This is a genomic window from Citrobacter sp. MGH 55 (assembly GCF_016906145.1).
GTDB classification, from domain to species: Bacteria; Pseudomonadota; Gammaproteobacteria; order Enterobacterales; family Enterobacteriaceae; genus Citrobacter_A; species Citrobacter_A amalonaticus.
Genome location: NZ_CP070239.1, coordinates 3,452,259 through 3,474,614, shown reverse-complemented (window position 1 = coordinate 3,474,614; position 22,356 = coordinate 3,452,259). Strand labels below are relative to the sequence as shown.

The following is a 22,356-nucleotide window of genomic DNA, read 5'->3' as shown; positions in this document are numbered from 1 at the left end:
GCACCAATCCCGCTTATCAGGGACTCAACTTAAAATGCGCGGCGTTAATATTGTATTGCTTCATTTTTCGCCACAAGGTGGTGCGGCCAATTTTCAGCAGGCTGGCCATCTCCTGAATCCGCCCACCGGTCACCCTTGCCGCGTGAATAATGGCGTCTTTCTCAATATCACTGAAAGCGACGCTGGCAGAGAAACGATCGGTCGCGGGTTCTGAGGCACGGTGCTCGTTAAAGAGATATTCTGGCAGATGGTTCAGGTGAATACGCCCGTTGTCACTTCTCAGCGCCGTATTTTCAATGACACTGTTGAGCTCGAAGTCATTCCCCGGCCAGTCGCAGGCAATCAGCGGAGTCAGCACATCGTCATCCATAAACAGGCGGGTCGAAAAGCGTTTTTCCAGGCGACGCAGGCGGTGATTCACCAGCGAAGGAATGCTGTTACGCCGCTGTCGCAGCGGTGGAATCATTATTTCAAAGGCGTGCAACGCGTAATAGAGCTGGCGGCTAAAGCGGTTTTGTTCCACCAGCCGCGCCAGATCTACCGTTGTGGCGGCAATCACTTTCACGTCAACTGGCACCACTCGCCGCGCGTCCAGGCGAGTGATCACCCCTTGTTTAATCACCTGTAACAACGCCGACTGCAGTTCTGGCGCCAGATACTCAATTTTTTCCAGGTACAGCGTACCGCCGTGCGCCAGTTCCAGGCGACTCAACCGCCCTTCGCTGTCGTCATCCGCCGTACTGGCGATAAAATCCCGTACCTGATCGGCATACAGCTGACAGTTCACCGCAATATACGGGCCTTCCGCCCGTTCGCTGGCATTATGAATTGCCTGACTCAGCAACTCTTTACCCACGCCCTCTTCGCCGCATAACAACACCGGAAAACTGCCCCGTGCCGCCTGACGGCCAAGATGAACGATACGCTGGGTCTGCGGATCGTCCTGCGCCATTTGCGCGAAGGTATGGCTCACTTTACCTAATTGACTGGTCATCAACTGGCGCATCTTCTCCACCGGATGCAGCAGCAGAATAAAACTGGTGCCCTGCGTTTCGACAATCGGTTTGAGAGTAATCACGGTATCAACGAACTGATGCTGGCTTTCAAATGTCGCCTCAACATGATGCAGCGGACGCTGATGGCGGATCGCACGCACCAGCAGGCTGGGCAGCGTCAGGAGTTCATTGAGGTTTTTGCCATGGGCAGCCGTCACATCAAGATGCAGTAGCCGTGCCGCCTGAGCATTGATGAATTGCAGACTGCCCTGCGCGTTCCAGGTCATCACGCCGTCATCCATGCTCTCCAGCAAACCGTACAGTTGATTGAGATGACGGTTTGATTCGGCAAGCAGGCTGTCGGTGAGCAGCGAGTTTCCCACTTCACGCGCAATCGCCAGGGTTAATGGCAGATCGGCGGACGATGCGTGATCTGCCGGACAGCCCAGCGCAATGGATCCTAAGAGGCGTCCATGGTTGTCGAAAACAGGCGTTGAGCAAAAACACCACGCACCGAGCGCATGTTTAAAATGGTGATCGGGCAGCGTTTTTACCGGTTGCCCTACGACAGAGGCCAGCGACAGCGCACAACTGCCAATGATGCTTTCGGCACAATAGGTGCCGTCGACAAAACCGAGTTCCGCCAGTTGCCCGAGCGTTTTTGGATCGCCACAGCGGCTCAGCACACACGCACTCTCATCCAGAATGAACAGCGCACACTTTCGCGGCGCCATGTATTCCCATGCGTCCTCCAGCGCCGCCTGTCCAAGCGTGAGCATCGCCGTCTTACGCCGACAAATCGAATCTAACGTCAGTCCCTGTGCCCGGTGCGGTTGCGCCCAGAAATCACGCTGCATTATTTTGCCGCAGCGTAGCCACGAGTCGCGAATAAATTCAGGGATATTCGATTCATCGCTTATGTTCACGCTGTTATTCACTGTCTGTTTTCCCTCATTTCAGGGTGCGGTCGCTCGCAATTCTGCGGTATCTCCCGCTTTTACGTTCCGTTATGGAACATTCATCAAAATAAATGTTCTCTTTTGGAACATAACATCGATGAATTTTCTTTTTCGCGCGCTGGGGCACAATTACGTTATCGGCAGCGAGCGGTCGCCGTGGCGTTGTACACCATCGATCCCCTGGAGCCTAAGACCCGGAGCAAGAGAATGAAAAAGCTGATTAACCGTGTGGAAGACGTACTGAGTGAACAACTGGCTGGACTCGCAAAAGCGCACCCGTCGCTGACCCTGCATCAGGATCCGGTGTATGTGACCCGTGCAGATGCCCCCGTTCAGGGCAAAGTCGCGCTGCTTTCCGGCGGTGGCAGCGGGCATGAACCCATGCACTGCGGCTATATTGGTCAGGGCATGCTGTCTGGTGCCTGCCCCGGCGAAATTTTTACCTCCCCAACGCCCGACAAAATGTTTGAATGCGCCATGCAGATTGACGGCGGCGAAGGCGTGCTGCTGATCGTGAAAAACTACACCGGCGATATTCTTAACTTCGAAACCGCCACTGAACTGCTGCACGAAAGTGGCGTGAAAGTCACCACTGTGGTGGTGGATGACGACGTGGCCGTCAAAGACAGTCTCTATACCGCCGGACGACGCGGCGTCGCCAATACCGTGCTGATTGAAAAACTGGTCGGGGCGGCGGCAGAGCGCGGCGATTCCCTGGAAGCGTGTGCGGAACTTGGCCGTAAACTTAATAATCACGGCCATTCGATCGGTATCGCCCTCGCTGCCTGTACGGTTCCGGCCGCCGGTCAGCCCTCTTTCACCCTTGCCGACAATGAAATGGAGTTCGGCGTCGGGATCCACGGCGAGCCCGGCATCGACCGTCGCGCTTTCGTCTCCCTCGATCAGACCGTTGACGAGATGTTCGATACCCTGCTGGAAAACGGCACCTATAGCCGCACGCTGCGCCACTGGGATCCCGCTCAGGGCGTCTGGCAGGAGGATAAGCAAGGCAAACAGCCTTTGCAGCGTGGCGATCGCGTCATCGCGCTGGTCAATAACCTCGGCGCCACGCCGCTTTCTGAACTGTATGGCGTCTATAACCGCCTCGACGAACGCTGCCAGCAGGCGGGTATCGTTATCGAACGTAATTTGATTGGTTCGTACTGTACGTCACTGGATATGACCGGCTTTTCCATCACCCTGTTAAAAGTGGATGACGAGACGCTGGCACTCTGGGACGCACCGGTTCATACCCCAGGCCTGAACTGGGGCAACTAAGGAGAGCGTCATGTCACTGAACAGAGAACAAATTGTGAGTTGGCTTTATCGCTGCGGGGAGATTTTCAGCAAAGAGAGTGATTATCTCACCGGGCTGGATCGCGAGATTGGCGATGCCGACCACGGTTTGAATATGCATCGCGGCTTTAGCAAAGTGGTCGAAAAATTACCGTCCATTGCGGATAAAGATATTGGGTTCATTTTAAAAAATACCGGGATGACGCTGCTGTCAAACGTCGGGGGAGCCAGCGGCCCGCTGTTCGGCACCTTTTTTATCCGCGCCGCGCAGGTCACTCAGGCGCACCAGAGTTTGTCGCTTAATGAACTCTGTCACATGATCCGTGAAGGCGCCGATGGCGTGATCAGCCGGGGTAAAGCCGAGCCGGGTGATAAAACGATGTGCGATGTCTGGGTGCCGGTGGCGGAGTCACTGCGCCAGTCGAGCGAACAGAACCTCTCCGTCACCGCCGCGCTGGACGCCGCCGCCGTTCAGGCTGAAGCTGCCGCGCAAAGCACAATTACGATGCAAGCCCGCAAAGGTCGCGCCAGCTATCTGGGCGAGCGCAGCATCGGGCATCAGGATCCGGGCGCAACCTCGGTGATGTTTATGATCCAGATGCTGGCAGCCGCAGCAAAAGAGTAAGGACAGTAAGATGGTAAACCTGGTGATAGTCTCTCACAGCGCCCGCCTCGGTGAGGGGGTGGGCGAACTGGCGCAACAGATGTTAATGGGCGGCGACTGTAAAATCGCCGTTGCCGCCGGTATCGACGATCCGCAAAACCCCATCGGTACCGACCCTATCAAAGTGATGGAGGCGATCGAGTCTGTTGCTGATACCGACCACGTGCTGGTGATGATGGACATCGGCAGCGCTCTGCTCAGTGCAGAAACGGCGCTGGATCTTCTCGACCCGACCATTGCCGGGAAAGTGCGACTGTGCGCCGCGCCACTGGTTGAAGGGACGCTGGCTGCAACGGTGAGCGCCGCCGCGGGCGCGGATATCGAAAAGGTCATCGCCGATGCGACGAACGCCCTTGAAGCTAAGCGCGAGCAACTGGGTTTACCCTCTTCTGCTGATGAGCGCCGCATGACTCCGGTTTTTAGCACACCGGACGCAGCGGCAAAATCAGTGTCCGTGGTGATCAAAAACCCCAACGGTTTGCACATTCGTCCGGCGTCCCGGCTTGTGGCAACGCTGTCAGCCTTTGACGCGGATCTGCTGCTGGAAAAAAACGGCAAGTGCGTCACGCCGGATAGCCTGAATCAGATATCGCTGTTGCAGGTTCGCTGTAATGACACGATACGTTTGCTGGCAAGCGGAGCGCAGGCGGATGACGCGCTCGCCGCATTTAGCCAACTGGCTGCGGAGAACTTTGGTGAATCGCTGGACGATGCCGCAATTACCACATCGTCGACGGAGGCGATCACGGGCTGCGCGTTCTGTTACACCCCAACGCTGCCGCCGGTTCGACAAGCCTCGGATCTCAGTCCCGTTGCAGAACAGGCGCGACTGCGTAACGCGCTGGATCTCACCCTGCGCGATCTGATGACGCTGCTCACCCGCATGGAAGAACACTGGCCTGGTGACCTGGCGGCCATTTTCTCTGGTCACCATATGTTGCTGGACGATCCAGAGCTGTTTGATACCGCCTGCGGGATCCTGCGTAGCGAACACTGTACGGCAGAATATGCCTGGCAGCAGGTGCTGAGCAGCCTCAGCATGCAGTATCGGCAACTGGATGATGCCTATCTGCAGGCGCGCTACATCGATATCGACGATCTCCTGCATCGCACGCTACGTCATTTGCTGCAAAGCCCGCTGACGTTGCCTGATTTCACCGCGCCTGTCATCCTGGTCGCCGACAATCTGTTTCCCTCAACGGTGCCGGAATTCGACCCGAACGTGGTGAAAGGCATTTGCCTGCGTGAAGGCAGTCCGCTCGCGCATGGCGCCTTGATCGCCCGCGAGATGGGCATCGCCTGGATATGCCAGCAGGGCGACGCACTTGACGATGTGCAGACGGGTGAGCGGTTGACCCTTGATGTGGCGCAAAATCGCGTCGTCAGGGAAAAGAAAACCCTGTAACGTCGCAAAAAAAGGAGGGTAACAACGCGCCGGGGGCGATCCTGGACTACGATTTTCTCATGGTAGATACCGTTTTTCGGTACGCACTAAGGAGATGAATCAATGCATACCCCTGCTTTTTGCACGTCTGGTTCGCTGTCGTGGGTCATAAAATTAGCGGTTTCCGGCACCCTTCTGTCCTTCTCTTCACTGTCTGTGCACGCAGAAGAGATGCCGGTTACCCCGCCGCAACCGCCGGATATTTTGCTCGGCCCGCTGTTTAACGATGTGCAGAATGCCAGACTGTTCCCCGATCAAAAGACCTTTGCTGATGCCGTGCCAAACAGCGATCCGCTGATGATCCTTGCGGATTACCGGATGCAAAAAAATCAATCCAGTTTCGATTTACGCCACTTTGTGAGCGTCAACTTCACGTTGCCAAAAGAGGGAGAAAAATATGTTCCGCCGGAAGGACAATCGCTGCGCGAACATATCGACGGGCTGTGGCCAGTATTAACACGCTCTACCGAAAGCGCGGGAAAATGGGATTCGTTGCTGCCGCTGCCTGAACCTTACGTGGTACCCGGCGGGCGCTTCCGGGAAGTCTATTACTGGGACAGCTACTTCACCATGTTGGGACTTGCCGAAAGCGATCACTGGGACAAAATTGCCGATATGGTGGCGAACTTTGCCTGGGAGATTGATGCTTTCGGTCATATCCCCAACGGCAACCGCACCTACTATCTGAGCCGTTCCCAGCCCCCCTTCTTCTCCCTGATGGTGGAACTGCTGGCGCAGCATGACGGCGACGACGCGCTGAAAAAATACCTGCCGCAACTGCAAAAAGAGTATCTCTACTGGATGGAAGGTGTCGAAACGCTGCAGGCAGGTCAACAGAACAAACGGGTGGTGAAACTGGATGATGGCACCATTTTGAACCGCTACTGGGATGAGCGGGATACGCCACGACCGGAATCCTGGGTTGAGGATATCGCCACGGCAAAAAGCAATCCAAACCGTCCGGCCACCGACATTTATCGCGATCTGCGCGCTGCGGCGGCATCCGGCTGGGATTTCAGTTCGCGCTGGATGGATAACCCACAGCAGCTCGGCACGCTGCGGACCACCAGCATCGTTCCGGTCGATCTTAACGCGCTGCTGTACAAGATGGAAAAAATCCTCGCGCGCGCCAGCAAAGCCGCGGGGGATGAAGCAAAAGCCAGCCAGTACGATTCGCTGGCGAACGCCAGACAGAAAGCGATTGAGCACTACCTGTGGAATGACAAAGAAGGCTGGTATGCGGATTACGATCTGAAGAGCAAGCAGGTGCGTAATCAACTGACCGCTGCTGCCCTGTTCCCACTGTATGTCAACGCGGCCTCGAAAGATCGCGCCAGCAAAATGGCCGTGGCCACTCGCGCACATCTGTTGCAGCCGGGCGGGCTTGCCACCACCTCGGTGAAAAGCGGACAGCAATGGGATGCGCCAAACGGCTGGGCGCCGTTGCAGTGGGTCGCCACCGAGGGCTTACAGAACTATGGACAGAGTGAGGTGGCAATGGAGGTAAGCTGGCGTTTTCTGACCAACGTGCAGCACACCTACAATCGCGAGCAAAAGCTGGTGGAAAAATATGACGTCAGCAGCACAGGAACCGGCGGTGGCGGCGGTGAATATCCGTTACAGGATGGTTTTGGCTGGAGCAACGGCGTCACGCTGAAAATGCTCGATCTGATCTGTCCGAAGGAAAATCCATGCGACAACGTGCCGGAAAAACGTCCGGTGACTCGCCAGACCTCCACCGAACCGACACAAAAACAGGCAACGCCGTAATAGCCAACGCCTGACCGGCCTGGAAATACCAGGCCGGTTTTCGCTTCACGCGATCAGAAACGGTAGCTTGCCCCGACCTGAACGGTACGATCACGACCAATCCAGCAATTGGTGCTGTCGTAGCAACTGAAGGTTTCTTTGTTGGTGATATTCTGCGCGCTGGCTTTTAACGTCACGCCGCGCAATGAAGGCAGCGCCTCGCCTAACTGATATGACACGGCGAGATCGTACTGCGTTGTGCCTCCGAGCTTACCGCTCTTGTTATCCGGCGCAATTTCCATCGGCCCGGTATAGCGCGCCCCTGCGCCCATTGTTAGCCCGCGCAGTATGGTCGCATCGAAGGTGTAATCGCCCCACAGATTAAACGCATTCTCCGGCACCTGTGTCGGGCGTTTGCCTTCGTATGTTTCGTCTTCAGTATTGATCGCATGAGTATAGGCGTAGTTGGCAACCAACGTGACGTTGTCACCTGGTCGGCTAATCACCGACAGTTCCGCGCCTTTTGATTCGATCTCCCCGGTCTGCCGATAATCCCAGGTTGGCGTGGCGGAAAGAACATTCTTCTGACGGATGTTAAACACGGATGCCGTCAGCGTGGTCGCGTAATCAGCCAGCAGGTATTTCACCCCGCCTTCCAGTTGTTTGCTGGTTGTCGGCTTCACCTCTTTTGACGTCAGCGTGCCCTGCGGTGAAATCGGTTTGAAGCCTTCGGAATAACTGATAAACGGTGAAATACCGTTTTCAAAGGCATAAAGCGCGCCAAAACGTTTGGTCACCCGGTCCTGGGCGATCCAGGTTTTCTCATCATTTTGCAGCGCGTCGGTCGTCGTTGACCGATAGTCGTCGTAACGCAGACTGGCCAACAGATTTAAGCCGCCAAACGCCACCTGATCCTGCAAGTAGTAGCCATTTTGCTGATAAGAAAGGCGGTTTTTCTGTGCGGTGTACAACCCCAGATCGGCAGTATGCACCTGATGGAAATCCGGGTCGCGCATGTCGATTCCCGGCGTGGCGCTGGCGTAACGGTAGAAGTAATGGCTGTCGAGTTTCTGATAATCAAAACCGGCCAGAATATGGTGCTGCCAGTCGCCCAGCGTGACCGTTTTCGTTACCTGGTTGTCAATGTTGAAACTTTTCAGATCTTCATCGGTGGTATAGGCAAAGCGGTTCAGCATCCAGACCGGGTTTGTACCATTGCCGGTTGAATAGACGCTGCGCTGGTGCGTATCAACATCAAAATAGCGCGCCCGCTGACTGAATCCCCAACCGCTGTCAAATTCATGTTCGAAATGATAACCCACCATCCACTGACGCTGCTTAAAGCCACTCCACTCATCACCGGCGTAATCACGGCGATCGGCATACCCCGAGCGCAAATAGGCAATGGGTAACGGGTTTGACGGCGACAACGATGGTGTATTTTGCACCAGCGCATCCAGCGTCAGGCGCGTTTTGCTGTCTGGTTGCCAGGTGATGGAGGGCGCCAACAGATAGTCTTCATAACGGGTGGTGCGCGGTTGATCGTCGCCCTCCGTCGCCTTGCCCAGCAGACGGTAATTCCAGTCGCTGTCGCTGATTTTGCCGGTGGAATCCAGATAGCCTTCTTTCAGATTTCGTGTACCGGTATTAAAGCCGATCTCCGTTTTTTGTTCAGCCTGCGGTTTTTTGCCCTGAATATTCACCAGTCCTCCTGGCGAACCGCTGCCATACAGCACAGAGGCGGGCCCTTTCAGAATATCGACGCTTTCCACCAGCAGCGGGTCGATACGTGCTTTGGTGTTGCCAGTGACGTTGTACGGCAACTGCAGGCCGTTGTAGTACTCCTGATCGACAGAGAAACCGCGAATCTTGTACTCGCTCAGGTAGGAGGTATTGCCGCGCATTTCTGTCGACACCCCCGGCGCATAGCGCAGGATCTCGTTGACGGAATTCGCATGACGTAACGCGATCTCGTGATTATCAATGGTATTAATCACCTGCGGCGTTTTACTTTCCGGGACAGCAGATTTGGTGGCGCTGTTAGTCCAGGCAGGCAGCAGGCTCTCCTGACCTGTCGCTGAAACGACAATAGTCGATTCGTTGGTGTCCGCCGCATATGTCAATGTGGTCAGAGCCAGTGAGATACAGCCAGAAAGCGCGCAAAGTCGAAAACAAGAAGTTGTCATAGTGAGAATAATTATCAGTTTAAATTGGAATGCCAATTATTCTCATTTCAATGGGTAAATCAAGAGAGGAATTGAAGGGGAATACCATTAAAAACACGGCTCCCGCAGGAGCCGTATTGTTATTAATCGCGGCGTACGAGCCGGTATACCACCAGCACCACAATGGCGCCCACCACAGCGACCAGGAAACTGTGAAGGTTAAAACCACTGATCGTGCCGCCAATACCAAACATGGTCGCCAGCCATCCGCCCACTACAGCACCGACGATGCCGAGTATACAGGTCAGGATGAATCCGCCGCCGTCACGTCCCGGCATGATCAATTTGGCGATAACACCGGCAATCAAACCAAATACAATCCAGGCAATAATTCCCATGTTCAGACCCTCTTTTCAGGGAAACCACACGCAACCGTTTCTTGCGCTTGTCCGTTAAGTATAGGCAACCCCTTGATCCCCGTTGTTTCCGCGAGGCTGAATTATTTGTCTTTGGTAAAAAAAATCACGCGTTTGTATTAAGTTCTCCTGCGTCTTGCCGATAACCGTTCGATAGACTGTCAGGCAGCCAGGAGGCATTCCGCGTGAGTCATTACAATGAGCAGTTCCTGAAGCAAAATCCGTTGGCGGTGTTGGGGGTTCTTCGCGACTTAAACAGCAACCAGGTGCCTTTGCGCGTCTCCTGGTCCGGCGGACAATTCATCAGCAAGATCCTTGACGTCTCGGCCGAAAGGCTGGTGATGGATTTTGGCAGTCAGCAAAAAGAAAATCTCGCCGTGCAAAAAGCGCGCAATATTACCTTTACCGCCGAAACCCAGGGCGCGAAGGTCGAGTTTACTCTTGAGCAGTTGCAGAGCGGTGAGTATCAGCAGCTTCCCGCCTTTATCACCCCGCTCCCTCCGGCGCTGTGGTTTGTGCAAAGACGGGAATACTTCCGCATCTGCGCGCCGCTCCATCCTCCCTACGGTTGTACGGCACAGATGCCGGATAACAGCACCCTACGTTTTCGTCTGTACGATCTTTCCCTCGGTGGAATGGGTGCTCTGCTGGAAGGCCCGAAACCGTCAGGTCTCACCGAAGGGATGCGTTTTTCGCAGGTGGCGTTGGATATGGGGGAATGGGGGATGTTTCACTTTGACGCACAGCTGATTTCCGTCACCGAACGCAAAGTGATTGACGGCAAAAATGAGACCATTTCCACTCCCCGCCTGAGCTTTCGTTTTCTCAACGTCGGCCCGGCGGTGGAGCGGGAACTTCAGCGGATTATCTTTTCCCTTGAGCGTGAAGCGCGCGAAAAATCAAATAAAGTGCGCGACTAATTACATCGCATCCAGCGCGCGCTGCAATTTATAGATGTAGCGCGGCGCCTGAGGCGCAGGATGATTATCCGCGACGTGTTCAACGAACTCATCAGCGCTGAGATCGTTGATTTTGTTAATTGCCTTTTTCCGGTCGGAAGAGAACGTGCGTAGCAGTGCGCCTGCGCCGTTAGCGTAGGAGACGACCAGCGCGTACTGCATCACCTGTGGATCCTCAATGCCGGCGAGCGGGCCGGTCTCCAGAATACTCAGGTAGGCAGCGCCCATTGAGATATTCCGTTCCGGGTTTTTCAGTTCACTGGTCGTAGGCTCGCCGCTCCAGCCCATCCGACGATAGACATCGCGTCCTGAAGTTGACGCTTTTAATTGCATCAACCCTATCGCATTCGATTTGCTGACCGCATTGGGATTCCCGCCTGACTCAATGGCGATAATCGCCGTAATCAATTGTGGGCTAACGCCCCACGCCGCACCGGCTTTTTCGCTGATCGGCATCCATTGCATGGCACGTTTTACCGGCACTTCCGCGTTCCACGGGGGATTTTTATAATCTTGTTTTGAACTACAGCCTGCAAGCAGCACAATTAAAAAAGCAAACCATCTCAATTTCACGTCTTCTGTCCTTATCGCCGGAACGCTTTGTTACTAAAACCACCGTTATAAACCGGATAAGCAAAGCACCCTCCGGCAAAACGTTCTACTATAAGCGGCATGATATACATTTGGTTTCTGTTGTAGCAAGGAATTGCCATGTCCCGGTTTCACTTAATTGCCCCCTCGGGCTACTGCATCAATCAGCACGCGGCTTTACTTGGTATCCAGCGCCTTAAAGAGGCCGGGCATCAGGTCGATAATACGGCGGTGGTCAGTCGTCGCCATCAACGCTTTGCGGGTACGGATTCGGAGCGTCTGGCGGACGTGAACGACCTTGTGCATCTCACCGCGCCGGACACCATCGTCATGCCGGTGCGCGGTGGCTATGGAGCGAGCCGTCTACTGCAACACATCGACTGGCAGGCCCTTGCCGCCCGACAACAGCGGGATCCGCTGCTTATTTGCGGACACAGTGATTTTACGGCGATCCAGTGCGGTCTGCTGGCGCTGGGCAATGTCATCACTTTCAGTGGTCCAATGCTGGCGGCGAACGTTGGCGCGCCGGAGCTGAATACCTTTACGCAAACCCATTTCTGGCAGGCATTGCGTCACGCGCAGTACACGGTGGAATGGCAAGGCGATGGTCCGGCCTATCACACGCAAGGAACGCTGTGGGGGGGTAATCTGGCGATGCTGATTTCGCTCATCGGTACCCCGTGGATGCCCAAAATAGAAAACGGCATTCTGGTACTGGAAGACATTAACGAGCACCCTTTTCGCGTTGAGCGCATGTTATTGCAGTTGGTTGACGCCGGTATATTGAACCGGCAGAGCGCCATTGTGCTGGGCAGTTTCAGCGGTAGCACCCCGAATGAGTATGATGCCGGTTACGATCTTAACACCGTGTATGCGTTTTTACGTGAACGCCTCTCTATTCCCCTGATAACTGGACTCGATTTTGGTCATGAGCCGCGAACCGTTACGCTGGCGTTGGGCGCGCATGCCGTATTGCAAAACAGTCAAAACGGTACGCAACTGACGATCTCGGGTCATCCCTTTCTGAAATCATAAAAAAAAACGGCTGCAGGACTAAGTAACGCCCGGATGTAGCCGTTAATATGATAATGTCAATGCACCAAAAAATTCCTGATTGAGGAGTAATCGAACGTTGGACGCCGCGGCAATAATCAGTCTTTTCATTTTGGGGTCCGTCCTCGTTACCAGCAGTATCTTACTCAGTTCATTTTCATCACGCCTTGGCATTCCGATTCTGGTTATCTTCCTGGCCATTGGCATGCTGGCGGGCGTCGATGGCGTCGGCGGCATCCCGTTCGATAATTATCCCTTCGCCTATATGGTCAGTAACCTTGCGCTGGCGATTATTCTGCTCGATGGCGGGATGCGCACGCAGGCCAGTTCGTTTCGCGTCGCGCTGGGCCCGGCGCTTTCTCTGGCGACCGTTGGCGTCCTGATCACCTCCGGGTTAACCGGTATGATTGCCGCCTGGCTGTTTAATCTCGATCTGATTCAGGGTCTGTTGATTGGCGCCATTGTCGGTTCAACGGATGCGGCGGCGGTTTTTTCCCTGCTTGGCGGCAAGGGGCTGAACGAGCGTGTCGGCGCGACGCTGGAAATTGAATCCGGCAGTAATGACCCGATGGCGGTATTTCTGACCATTACGCTGATCGAGATGATTCAGCAACACGAAACCGGCTTAAGCTGGATGTTCGCTGTCCACATTATTCAGCAGTTTGGTCTGGGCATCCTGCTTGGGCTGGGCGGCGGCTATCTGTTACAGCAGATGATTAATCGTATCTCTCTGCCCGCCGGACTCTACCCGCTATTAGCTCTGAGCGGCGGGATTCTGGTGTTTGCCCTGACCACGGCGCTGGAAGGCAGCGGGATCCTGGCGGTCTATCTGTGCGGTTTTTTACTGGGCAATCGCCCTATCCGCAACCGCTACGGCATTTTGCAAAACTTCGACGGACTGGCCTGGCTGGCACAGATCGGCATGTTCCTTGTGCTCGGACTGCTGGTGAATCCTTCTGACCTGTTGCCAATCGCTATTCCGGCGCTGATTCTTTCCGCCGGGATGATTTTCATTGCCCGTCCACTCTCTGTATTTATCGGACTGCTACCGTTCCGCGGTTTTAATCTGCGTGAACGCGTGTTTATTAGCTGGGTGGGTCTGCGCGGCGCGGTACCGATCATTCTTGCTGTCTTTCCGATGATGGCGGGTCTGGAAAATGCCCGTCTGTTCTTTAACGTCGCTTTCTTCGTGGTGCTGGTGTCACTGGTTTTGCAGGGGACGTCGCTCTCCTGGGCGGCGAAAAAGGCGAAGGTGGTGGTACCACCGGTCGGTTGGCCGGTCTCGCGCGTGGGTCTGGATATTCATCCGGACAATCCGTGGGAGCAGTTTGTCTATCAGCTCAGTGCCGACAAATGGTGTGTCGGCGCGGCGCTGCGCGATCTGCATATGCCTCAGGAAACGCGTATTGCGGCGCTGTTTCGTGACAATGTGCTGTTTCATCCCACCGGCAGCACTCGTCTGCGTGAAGGCGATGTGCTGTGCGTCATCGGGCGTGAACGCGATCTCCCGGCGCTGGGCAAATTGTTCAGCCAGTCGCCGCCGGTGGCGCTGGATCAGCGCTTCTTCGGCGACTTTATTCTCGAAGCCAACGCCAAGTATGCCGATGTGGCGCTGATTTATGGTCTGGATGACGGAACGGAGTACCGCGATAAGCAGCAAACGCTGGGTGAAATTGTTCAGCAACTGCTGGGTGCCGCCCCGGTCGTCGGCGACCAGGTCGAATTTGCCGGGATGATCTGGACGGTTGCCGAAAAAGAGGATAATCAGGTGCGCAAAGTCGGTGTCCGCGTTGCCGGGGATGAAGACGAAGAATAGTGACTCTACCGGAAGGCGCTGCGCTTATCTGGCCTACTGAGACGCCGCGTAGCGTGTGCTGTAGGCCGGATCAGGCGCATCGCGCCGGCATCCGGCAATACCAAAAAAGTTACACCGTCACAACAGGAACGCGCAACGCCAGCGAACACATCAGCTCATAACCCACCGTTCCAGCTGATTGCGCCACGTCGTCAATTTTGATCTCTTTGCCCCACAGCTCCACCGGCGTTCCGATGCCCGCCTGCGGGCATGGCGTCAAATCCACCGCCAACATATCCATTGACACTGTTCCCACCGTCGTGGTCCGGACACCGTCCACCAGCACCGGCGTGCCGCTCGGCGCATGGCGCGGATAGCCATCCGCATAGCCAGCCGCCACGATACCAATACGTTGCTCGCCTCTGGCGGTATAACATCCGCCATAGCCGACGCGGTCTCCCGCTTTTAGTGTCTGTACACCAATGATTTCGCTGCTCAGCGTCATCACTGGCTTCAGTCCGGTATTGGCGATATCGCGCCACTGACCTGACGGCGAAGCGCCATAGAGAATAATGCCCGGGCGTACCCAGTCAAAATGTGCATCAGGATGCCACAGCGTGGCCGCGGAGTTTGACAGCGAACGCCGGCAATCCAGCCCTTCCGCAGCCTGCTCGATGCGCGCCATTGCATTGTGGATCCCGTCAGGGTGCTCAGCGTCGGCAAAATGCGACATCAGCGTCATTTCACCGACGTTCGGCATCGCGCGCAGTTGCTGCCAGACGGTTTGCAGCCGTTCCGGCTGGAATCCCAGGCGGTTCATGCCGCTGTTAACCTTCACATAGACATCCAGCGGCGCCTTAAGCTTCGCATTCTGGATCGCTTTGAGCTGCCAGTTGCTGTGCACGCAGGTGGTCAGACGCCAGGTGTCATACCGTTCCAGATCTTCAGCGTGGAAAAAACCTTCCAGCATCAGGATCGGCCCTTTCCAGCCGCGCTCACGCAGGGTGACCGCCTCTTCCAGATTCAACAGGGCAAAACCGTCGGTGTTGCCCAGCGCACTCCAGATACGTTCTATGCCGTGTCCATAAGCATTGGCTTTCACCACTGACCAGACGCGGGCGTCCGGTGCGGCCTGACGCACAATGCTCAGGTTTTGTTTCATCGCCTGCAGGTCAAGGCTGGCCAGTATAGGGCGGGTCATCTCTCGTCCTTCTTAGTTATGTGCGCCGTGCAGATGTTGGGGACGTGAAGGCGTAAAGCCTGCGTGGTAGCGCGCCACGCTCAAATCGTCATACGGAATGGCGGGCGTGCGACCTGACAATATATCGCTCAGCAACTGCCCTGAACCACAGGCCATCGTCCATCCCAGCGTACCGTGTCCGGTATTTAACAACAGATTTTTGAAGCGGGTACGTCCCACAACGGGCGTACCGTCCGGCGTCATTGGCCGCAGACCGGTCCAGAATGTCGCCTGCTCAACATGCCCCCCGCGCGGGTAGAGATCGCGCACCACCATCTCAAGCGTTTCCCGACGCGGCTGGAGCAGTTCGGTATTGAAACCGACAATTTCCGCCATCCCCCCCACGCGGATGCGCTGGTCAAAACGGGTAATGGCGATTTTGTAAGTTTCATCAAGAATAGTCGAAACCGGCGCGCCGTCCTCTTCCGCCACCGGAATCGTCAGCGAATAGCCTTTCAGCGGATAGACCGGAATATCGACAATCCCTTTCAGCATCGCCGTGGAGTAAGACCCCATCGCCATTACGTACGCATCGGCTTTAACGATCTCATCCCCACATTTCACGCCGTAAATCTGTTCGCCTTCGCAGAGCAGTTTATCCACCGGTGTGTTGAAGCGGAATTTGACGCCCGCCTGTTCGGCCATCTGCGCCAGACGCTGGGTAAAGAGCTGGCAGTCGCCGGTTTCGTCATTCGGCAGACGCAAGCCGCCGGTCAGTTTGTGCGCCACTTCCGCCAGCGCCGGCTCGACTTCCGCCAGTCGACTGGCTTCCAACAACTGATACGGCACACCGGCGTCTTCCAGCACGGCGATGTCGCGCGTGGCGTTCTCATACTGCTGCGCGGTACGGAACAGTTGCAGCGTCCCGCCCTGCCGCCCTTCATACTGGATACCGGTCGACGCACGTAGCGCTTTCAGGCAATCACGGCTGTATTCCGCCAGACGTACCATCCGCCCTTTGTTTTCCATGTAGTGGCTGGTGTCGCAGTTGCGCAGCATCTGCCACATCCACTTTAGCTGGAACTGTGTCCCGTCAAGACGAACGGCCAGCGGCGCATGGCGCTGGAACATCCATTTAATCGCTTTCAGCGGTACACCCGGCGCAGCCCAGGGCGCGGCATAGCCCGGAGAGATCTGCCCCGCATTCGCCGCGCTGGTCTCCAGCGCCGGGCCGGGTTCACGATCGATGACGGTAACATCATGTCCAGCCTGACTCAGATACCAGGCGCTGGTCACGCCAACGACGCCACTTCCCAGTATGACAACTCGCATAGCCACTCCGTTAACAGTAACAGTAAAAGAACAATCATCTAATTACATCTTGATAACCCAGATGAAAATATTATTCAACATATGGCTTTTTTATGGTGACACATCTCACATATAGCAGGCAGAGCAATGAACTCCCTGCTTTGGCATCTCATGCTGTGGGTTATTTTTATCCAGCAGAAAATATCGTGACCACCCCGTAATCTGGCGAGTCGACCAGCGGAAATCGCAAAGAAAATATTTCTTCACTGACACGGTTTTTAACCGGGTGTTCTATGCTTGAAATGAGGTGCTCCACACAGAGAGTGCCGCCAACAATGAGGGTGCGCGAATGGCTACGATTGATTCCATGAACAAGGACACCACACGCTTGAGCGATGGACCCGACTGGACGTTTGATCTGCTGGATGTCTATCTGGCGGAAATAGACCGGGTGGCGAAACTCTACAGACTGGATACCTACCCGCACCAGATTGAGGTCATCACCTCCGAGCAGATGATGGATGCATATTCCAGCGTCGGAATGCCGATTAACTATCCTCACTGGTCGTTTGGTAAAAAATTCATCGAGACCGAACGACTGTACAAGCACGGTCAGCAAGGGCTGGCCTATGAGATTGTGATCAACTCCAACCCGTGTATTGCATACCTGATGGAGGAGAACACCATTACCATGCAGGCGCTGGTGATGGCGCACGCCTGTTACGGACATAACTCCTTCTTCAAAAATAACTATCTGTTCCGCAGCTGGACTGATGCCAGCTCCATTGTTGATTACCTGATCTTCGCGCGTAATTACATCACTCAGTGCGAAGAGCGATACGGCGTGGACGAGGTTGAGCGATTGCTCGACTCCTGCCACGCGCTGATGAACTACGGCGTTGATCGCTATAAACGCCCGCAGAAAATCTCCCTCCAGGAGGAGAAGGCCCGCCAGCAGAGTCGTGAAGAGTATCTGCAAAGCCAGGTGAACATGCTGTGGCGTACCCTGCCGAAAAAAGAGGAAGAGAAGACGATTGCCGAAGCGCGGCGCTATCCCTCAGAACCGCAGGAAAATCTGCTCTACTTTATGGAAAAAAATGCCCCGCTGCTGGAGTCATGGCAACGCGAGATCCTGCGCATCGTGCGCAAAGTCAGTCAGTATTTTTATCCGCAAAAACAGACGCAGGTGATGAACGAGGGCTGGGCCACGTTCTGGCATTACACCATCCTGAACCACCTGTATGACGAGGGGAAAGTCACCGAACGTTTTATGCTGGAGTTTTTACACAGCCATACCAATGTGGTATTCCAGCCGCCTTATAACAGCCCGTGGTACAGCGGCATAAACCCTTACGCACTGGGTTTCGCTATGTTCCAGGACATCAAGCGCATCTGCCAGTCGCCGACGGAAGAAGATAAGTACTGGTTCCCGGATATCGCCGGTTCCGACTGGCTGGAAACGCTGCATTTTGCCATGCGCGACTTCAAAGATGAGAGCTTCATCAGCCAGTTCCTGTCGCCGAAGGTGATGCGCGATTTTCGCCTCTTTACGGTGCTGGATGACGATCGGCATAACTATCTGGAAATCTCTGCCATTCATAACGAAGAAGGCTACCGCGAAATCCGCAACCGCCTCTCGTCGCAATATAATCTGAGCAACGTAGAGCCGAATATTCAGGTCTGGAACGTGGATCTGCGGGGCGATCGTTCCCTCACCCTGCGCTATATTCCGCATAATCGCGCGCCGCTGGATAAAGGCCGCAAAGAGGTGCTCAAGCATGTGCATCGGCTGTGGGGATTTGATGTGTTGCTGGAACAGCAAAACGAGGACGGAAGCGTGGAACTGCTGGAGCGCTGCCCCCCCAGAATGAACAGCCTGTAAACAAAAACCCCCTCATCGTGAGGGGGTTCGTTTTTAGCGGCCCTGAATGGCTAAATCGCCAGGCAGGTTTTTCTGCATCCGGTGCCAAATCTCGCCGCTGTCGTGACCGTAACGACGCACCGTTTCGTACACCTGATCGTGCGCGCCCTGCAGGCACAGTTGCGACAGCTTATGGTAGAAACCCAGCGCCAGGCTGCGCGCTTCCGGATTGGCAAAATAGTGACGACCAATGCGGGTATACAACCCTTTCATGCCGTTCAGGATCAGACCATAAATCGGGTTGCCGGAGGCAAATGCCAGACCACGGAAAATGTTGTAATCGAGATCGGCAAACGCATCGGCGTGATCGGCCACTTCCTGCGCGGTCGCCAGCACTTCCTGCGCTTTGTCAGGATGCTGACGAAACGCGGTACGAATGAAGATGGTGGAGATGTTGGTCCGCACCGACAGCAGATTGTCGATCAACTGCGGGACGCTTTCGTGATCGAGACGCGCCAGCGTTTCAAGAATATTCAGTCCGGAGGTTTCCCAGAAATTATTCACCTTCGTCGGTTTGCCATGCTGAATGGTCAACCAACCGTCTCGCGCCAGGCGCTGCAGCACTTCACGTAAAGTGGTACGTGTCACCCCAATCAGTTCGGAGAGTTCTCGTTCTGCAGGCAAGATAGTGCCAGGAGGGAAGCGGTTATTCCAGATACTTTCAATGATGTACTCTTCCGCGAAACCCGCCGGGCTCTGCGCCTTAATGACCATAGTGAGATTTCCATTACACAGCAAAACATAGTTACACTCATCATACCAGACGGGTTACATGCCCGATAGGAGACACAACGAAGAAAAAGTGGATCAAGGCTTCATTTTCTTGATAACGCTGGCTGTCTGGGGTGAAAGGCTTGCCTGTATTCAGACTGACCGTTACTCTTTGTCGCTAACCATAAAAACATCATTTCAATAAATAAGGTAAGGGAAACCATAATGGAACTCTCATGGGGCCGCGCGCTCTGGCGCAACTTTTTAGGCCAGTCGCCAGACTGGTACAAGCTTGCGCTACTGATCTTCCTGATAGTTAATCCACTGATTTTCATCATCAACCCGTTTGTTGCGGGCTGGTTGTTGGTGGCGGAATTCATCTTCACGCTGGCGATGGCGCTGAAGTGTTATCCACTGCTACCGGGCGGTTTGTTAGCCATTGAAGCAGTTATCATCGGGATGACCAGCGCCGCGCATGTTCGCGAAGAGGTGGCAAACAATCTGGAAGTTTTACTGCTGCTGATGTTCATGGTCGCGGGCATCTATTTTATGAAGCAGCTGTTGCTGTTTATTTTTACCCGGCTGCTGCTGAGCATTCGTTCTAAAATGCTGCTGTCGCTGGCGTTTTGTGTGGCGGCGGCCTTCCTTTCCGCCTTCCTTGACGCACTGACCGTGGTAGCGGTAGTGATCAGCGTCGCCGTCGGGTTCTACGGCATTTATCACCGCGTGGCCTCTTCCCGCGGTGATGATAGCGACATCCTGGATGACAGTCACATTGATCAACACTACAAAACAGTGCTTGAGCAATTCCGCGGCTTTTTGCGCAGTCTGATGATGCATGCCGGGGTGGGTACCGCTCTGGGCGGCGTGATGACGATGGTGGGCGAGCCGCAGAACCTGATCATCGCCAAAGCCGCTGGCTGGCACTTTGGCGACTTCTTCCTGCGGATGTCGCCTGTTACCGTTCCGGTACTGATTTGCGGCCTGCTCACCTGTGTACTGGTTGAGAAACTGCGCTGGTTTGGCTATGGCGAAACACTGCCGGAAAAAGTGCGTGACGTCTTGCAGCAGTTTGACGATCAGAGCCGCCATCAGCGTTCACGTCAGGACAGAGTAAAACTGATTGTGCAGGCGATTATCGGCGTCTGGCTGGTGATTGCCCTGGCGCTGCATCTGGCGGAAGTGGGACTGATTGGCCTCTCCGTGATTATCCTCGCAACGTCGCTGACCGGCGTGACGGATGAACATGCCATTGGCAAGGCGTTCACCGAATCTCTGCCATTCACCGCGCTGCTGACGGTCTTTTTCTCCATTGTCGCGGTGATTATCGACCAGCATCTCTTTTCGCCGATTATTCAGTACGTATTGCAAGCCTCAGAGCACGCGCAACTGACGCTGTTCTATCTCTTCAACGGCCTGCTCTCGTCGATCTCGGATAATGTTTTCGTCGGTACTATCTACATTAACGAGGCCAAAGCGGCCATGGAAAGTGGTGCGATCTCCCTGCAGCAATACGAGCTGTTAGCCGTTGCGATCAACACCGGGACAAACCTGCCATCCGTGGCGACGCCGAACGGTCAGGCGGCATTCCTGTTCCTGCTCACCTCCGCACTGGCACCGCTGATTCGCCTCTCCTATGGTCGGATGGTCTGGATGGCGCTGCCCTATACCATCGTGCTGACGCTGGTCGGCCTGCTGTGCGTCGAGTTTACCCTGACGCCAATGACCGAGTGGATGATGCAAACCGGTTGGTTAGCTACACTTTCATAACAACTAACCGGGCATTTCACTGCCCGGTTTGCCTTTTTGCGTGATATTTCTCCAATTACACAATATTTGAGTTTCTCCTGGTGGCGCGGTAATCGAATTGGTTTACACTGCCGTGTCTACGCATGTTGCAGGGAAATTATTATGTTGCGATATTTGAACCAGTGCTCACGGGGTCGGGGCGCGTGGTTATTGATGGCTTTTACTGCCTTAGCGCTTGAACTGGTCGCGCTGTGGTTTCAGCACGTTATGCTGCTTAAGCCGTGCGTACTGTGCATCTACGAACGCTGTGCGCTGTTTGGCGTCATGGGGGCCGGTCTGGTTGGGGCTATTGCGCCTAAAACACCGTTGCGCTATGTGGCGTTGATTATCTGGATCTACAGTGCCTGGCGTGGGGTTCAACTGACATGGGAACATACCATGATTCAGTTACACCCTTCCCCGTTCATGACCTGTGATTTCATGGCTCGCTTCCCTGCCTGGTTGCCACTGGACAAATGGTTACCACAGGTGTTTGTCGCCTCTGGTGATTGCGCCGAGCGTCAGTGGGAATTTTTATCTCTGGAAATGCCGCAATGGCTATTAGGCATTTTCGTTGCCTATCTGGTCGTCGCGGTTCTGGTGCTGATTGCTCAGCCGCTTAAACCGAAAAGACGCGATCTGTTCGGTCGTTAATCTCAGACGCTCCCAACCGGGAGCGTGAGAGCGATGACTTATTTCATCCCGATACCGGACAAGCAAAGATCACCTCATTAAAAACCAGGAAAATCAATTCATTGATTTTCAGCTGATAACCACAAAGAAGGAAAAACCACGTTTTTTCCTTATTTGTCAGCAGTCTGACGCTCCCAACCGGGAGCGTTTTTTTTGTCGTTAGCCTGAAATCAGACCGGGCGGTTTAGTCCCCCCATGACGGTTTGTTGAGAATATGGTCCTGCCAGTCATGGACTTCTGACTCTCTTACCGCAATGTGACGCACCGAAATTCGCTCGCCGTGCATTGCCGCTTTCGACCCCGTCAGCAGCGGGTGCCATTCAGGCAGTCCTTTCCCTTCCGCCAGCAGACGATAGGCGCAGGTCATCGGCAACCATTCAAAGGTGGGCAGGTTATCACGCGTTAGCTTGATACAGTCAGGCTCGTACTCGAACCGACGTTCGTAATTGCGACACTGGCAGGTTTTGATGTTGAGCTGGCGGCAGGCGACGTTGGTGAAATAAATCTCGTCGGTATCCTCGTCCATCAGCTTATGCAGGCAGCACTGACCGCAGCCATCACATAACGACTCCCATTCGGCATCGGTCATTTCATCCAGGGTTTTACGTTGCCAGAAAGGTAAATCGCTCATCAGGGTATCCGCCATTGCTATAAAGCTGCACCTTA

18 protein-coding genes are annotated in these 22,356 nt (G+C 54.8%); 10 read left to right on the top strand and 8 right to left on the bottom strand.

Annotated features, from left to right (window positions below):
- Positions 1 to 16: 16 nt before the first annotated feature.
- Positions 17 to 1,921 (bottom strand): dihydroxyacetone kinase operon transcriptional regulator DhaR, encoded by a 1,905-nt coding sequence (gene dhaR / locus JTI98_RS14200; protein ID WP_216082252.1) that lies wholly within the window; start codon positions 1,919 to 1,921, stop codon positions 17 to 19.
- A gap of 240 nt (positions 1,922 to 2,161) precedes the next feature.
- Here dhaR and dhaK point away from each other — a divergent pair, with 240 nt between their 5' ends.
- The 4 genes from dhaK (at position 2,162) to JTI98_RS14180 (ending at position 7,128) form a co-directional block, all read left to right on the top strand.
- Positions 2,162 to 3,232, top strand: a complete 1,071-nt coding sequence (gene dhaK / locus JTI98_RS14195; protein ID WP_043000454.1) for a dihydroxyacetone kinase subunit DhaK — start codon at positions 2,162 to 2,164, stop codon at positions 3,230 to 3,232.
- 10 nt (positions 3,233 to 3,242) lie between these two features.
- The gene (dhaL, locus tag JTI98_RS14190) at positions 3,243 to 3,875 is read left to right on the top strand and encodes a dihydroxyacetone kinase subunit DhaL (RefSeq protein WP_216081401.1); all 633 of its coding nucleotides are present in this window, start codon (positions 3,243 to 3,245) and stop codon (positions 3,873 to 3,875) included.
- A gap of 10 nt (positions 3,876 to 3,885) precedes the next feature.
- Positions 3,886 to 5,319 (top strand): dihydroxyacetone kinase phosphoryl donor subunit DhaM, encoded by a 1,434-nt coding sequence (gene dhaM / locus JTI98_RS14185; RefSeq protein ID WP_216081400.1) that lies wholly within the window; start codon positions 3,886 to 3,888, stop codon positions 5,317 to 5,319.
- A 102-nt stretch (positions 5,320 to 5,421) separates the two neighbouring features.
- On the top strand, positions 5,422 to 7,128 hold the full coding sequence (locus JTI98_RS14180; RefSeq protein WP_043000451.1) for an alpha,alpha-trehalase: 1,707 nt from the start codon (positions 5,422 to 5,424) through the stop codon (positions 7,126 to 7,128).
- Between the two features lie 53 nt (positions 7,129 to 7,181).
- On the opposite strand, the gene JTI98_RS14175 is transcribed toward JTI98_RS14180, so the two are convergent.
- Together JTI98_RS14175 and JTI98_RS14170 are read right to left on the bottom strand one after the other, a co-directional pair.
- Positions 7,182 to 9,293 (bottom strand): TonB-dependent siderophore receptor, encoded by a 2,112-nt coding sequence (locus JTI98_RS14175; RefSeq protein WP_216081399.1) that lies wholly within the window; start codon positions 9,291 to 9,293, stop codon positions 7,182 to 7,184.
- 122 nt (positions 9,294 to 9,415) lie between these two features.
- The gene (locus JTI98_RS14170; protein WP_043000449.1) at positions 9,416 to 9,670 is read right to left on the bottom strand and encodes a GlsB/YeaQ/YmgE family stress response membrane protein; all 255 of its coding nucleotides are present in this window, start codon (positions 9,668 to 9,670) and stop codon (positions 9,416 to 9,418) included.
- A gap of 203 nt (positions 9,671 to 9,873) precedes the next feature.
- Between JTI98_RS14170 and JTI98_RS14165 the strand changes: the two genes are divergently transcribed.
- Complete coding sequence (locus JTI98_RS14165) at positions 9,874 to 10,608, top strand: flagellar brake protein (RefSeq protein WP_043000448.1); 735 nt, start codon at positions 9,874 to 9,876, stop codon at positions 10,606 to 10,608.
- On the opposite strand, the gene emtA is transcribed toward JTI98_RS14165, so the two are convergent.
- Positions 10,609 to 11,220 carry a membrane-bound lytic murein transglycosylase EmtA gene (emtA, locus tag JTI98_RS14160; RefSeq protein WP_042318553.1) on the bottom strand — a complete coding sequence of 204 codons (612 nt, stop codon included), beginning with the start codon at positions 11,218 to 11,220 and terminating at the stop codon, positions 10,609 to 10,611.
- 138 nt (positions 11,221 to 11,358) lie between these two features.
- Between emtA and ldcA the strand changes: the two genes are divergently transcribed.
- Both ldcA and JTI98_RS14150 read left to right on the top strand, forming a co-directional pair.
- Complete coding sequence (gene ldcA / locus JTI98_RS14155; protein WP_216081398.1) at positions 11,359 to 12,273, top strand: muramoyltetrapeptide carboxypeptidase; 915 nt, start codon at positions 11,359 to 11,361, stop codon at positions 12,271 to 12,273.
- A 97-nt stretch (positions 12,274 to 12,370) separates the two neighbouring features.
- Positions 12,371 to 14,107 carry a potassium/proton antiporter gene (locus tag JTI98_RS14150; RefSeq protein WP_043000446.1) on the top strand — a complete coding sequence of 579 codons (1,737 nt, stop codon included), beginning with the start codon at positions 12,371 to 12,373 and terminating at the stop codon, positions 14,105 to 14,107.
- A 109-nt stretch (positions 14,108 to 14,216) separates the two neighbouring features.
- On the opposite strand, the gene dadX is transcribed toward JTI98_RS14150, so the two are convergent.
- On the bottom strand, positions 14,217 to 15,287 hold the full coding sequence (gene dadX, locus JTI98_RS14145) for a catabolic alanine racemase DadX (RefSeq protein ID WP_216081397.1): 1,071 nt from the start codon (positions 15,285 to 15,287) through the stop codon (positions 14,217 to 14,219).
- A 12-nt stretch (positions 15,288 to 15,299) separates the two neighbouring features.
- Positions 15,300 to 16,598, bottom strand: coding sequence for a D-amino acid dehydrogenase (locus JTI98_RS14140; RefSeq protein WP_044257663.1), 1,299 nt, complete (start codon positions 16,596 to 16,598; stop codon positions 15,300 to 15,302).
- A gap of 328 nt (positions 16,599 to 16,926) precedes the next feature.
- On the opposite strand from JTI98_RS14140, the gene JTI98_RS14135 reads away from it, so the two are divergent.
- Complete coding sequence (locus tag JTI98_RS14135) at positions 16,927 to 18,459, top strand: SpoVR family protein (RefSeq protein WP_043000443.1); 1,533 nt, start codon at positions 16,927 to 16,929, stop codon at positions 18,457 to 18,459.
- A 33-nt stretch (positions 18,460 to 18,492) separates the two neighbouring features.
- Here JTI98_RS14135 and fadR read toward each other — a convergent pair whose 3' ends face one another.
- The gene (gene fadR / locus JTI98_RS14130) at positions 18,493 to 19,212 is read right to left on the bottom strand and encodes a fatty acid metabolism transcriptional regulator FadR (RefSeq protein ID WP_042318544.1); all 720 of its coding nucleotides are present in this window, start codon (positions 19,210 to 19,212) and stop codon (positions 18,493 to 18,495) included.
- Positions 19,213 to 19,434: 222 nt separating this feature from the next.
- On the opposite strand from fadR, the gene nhaB reads away from it, so the two are divergent.
- On the top strand, positions 19,435 to 20,979 hold the full coding sequence (gene nhaB, locus JTI98_RS14125; protein ID WP_043000442.1) for a Na(+)/H(+) antiporter NhaB: 1,545 nt from the start codon (positions 19,435 to 19,437) through the stop codon (positions 20,977 to 20,979).
- A 141-nt stretch (positions 20,980 to 21,120) separates the two neighbouring features.
- Positions 21,121 to 21,651, top strand: coding sequence for a disulfide bond formation protein DsbB (gene dsbB / locus JTI98_RS14120; RefSeq protein ID WP_043000441.1), 531 nt, complete (start codon positions 21,121 to 21,123; stop codon positions 21,649 to 21,651).
- Positions 21,652 to 21,874: 223 nt separating this feature from the next.
- On the opposite strand, the gene JTI98_RS14115 is transcribed toward dsbB, so the two are convergent.
- Positions 21,875 to 22,321: a YcgN family cysteine cluster protein gene (locus JTI98_RS14115; RefSeq protein ID WP_216081396.1), complete on the bottom strand. Its 447-nt coding sequence runs from the start codon at positions 22,319 to 22,321 to the stop codon at positions 21,875 to 21,877.
- Positions 22,322 to 22,356: the final 35 nt, after the last annotated feature.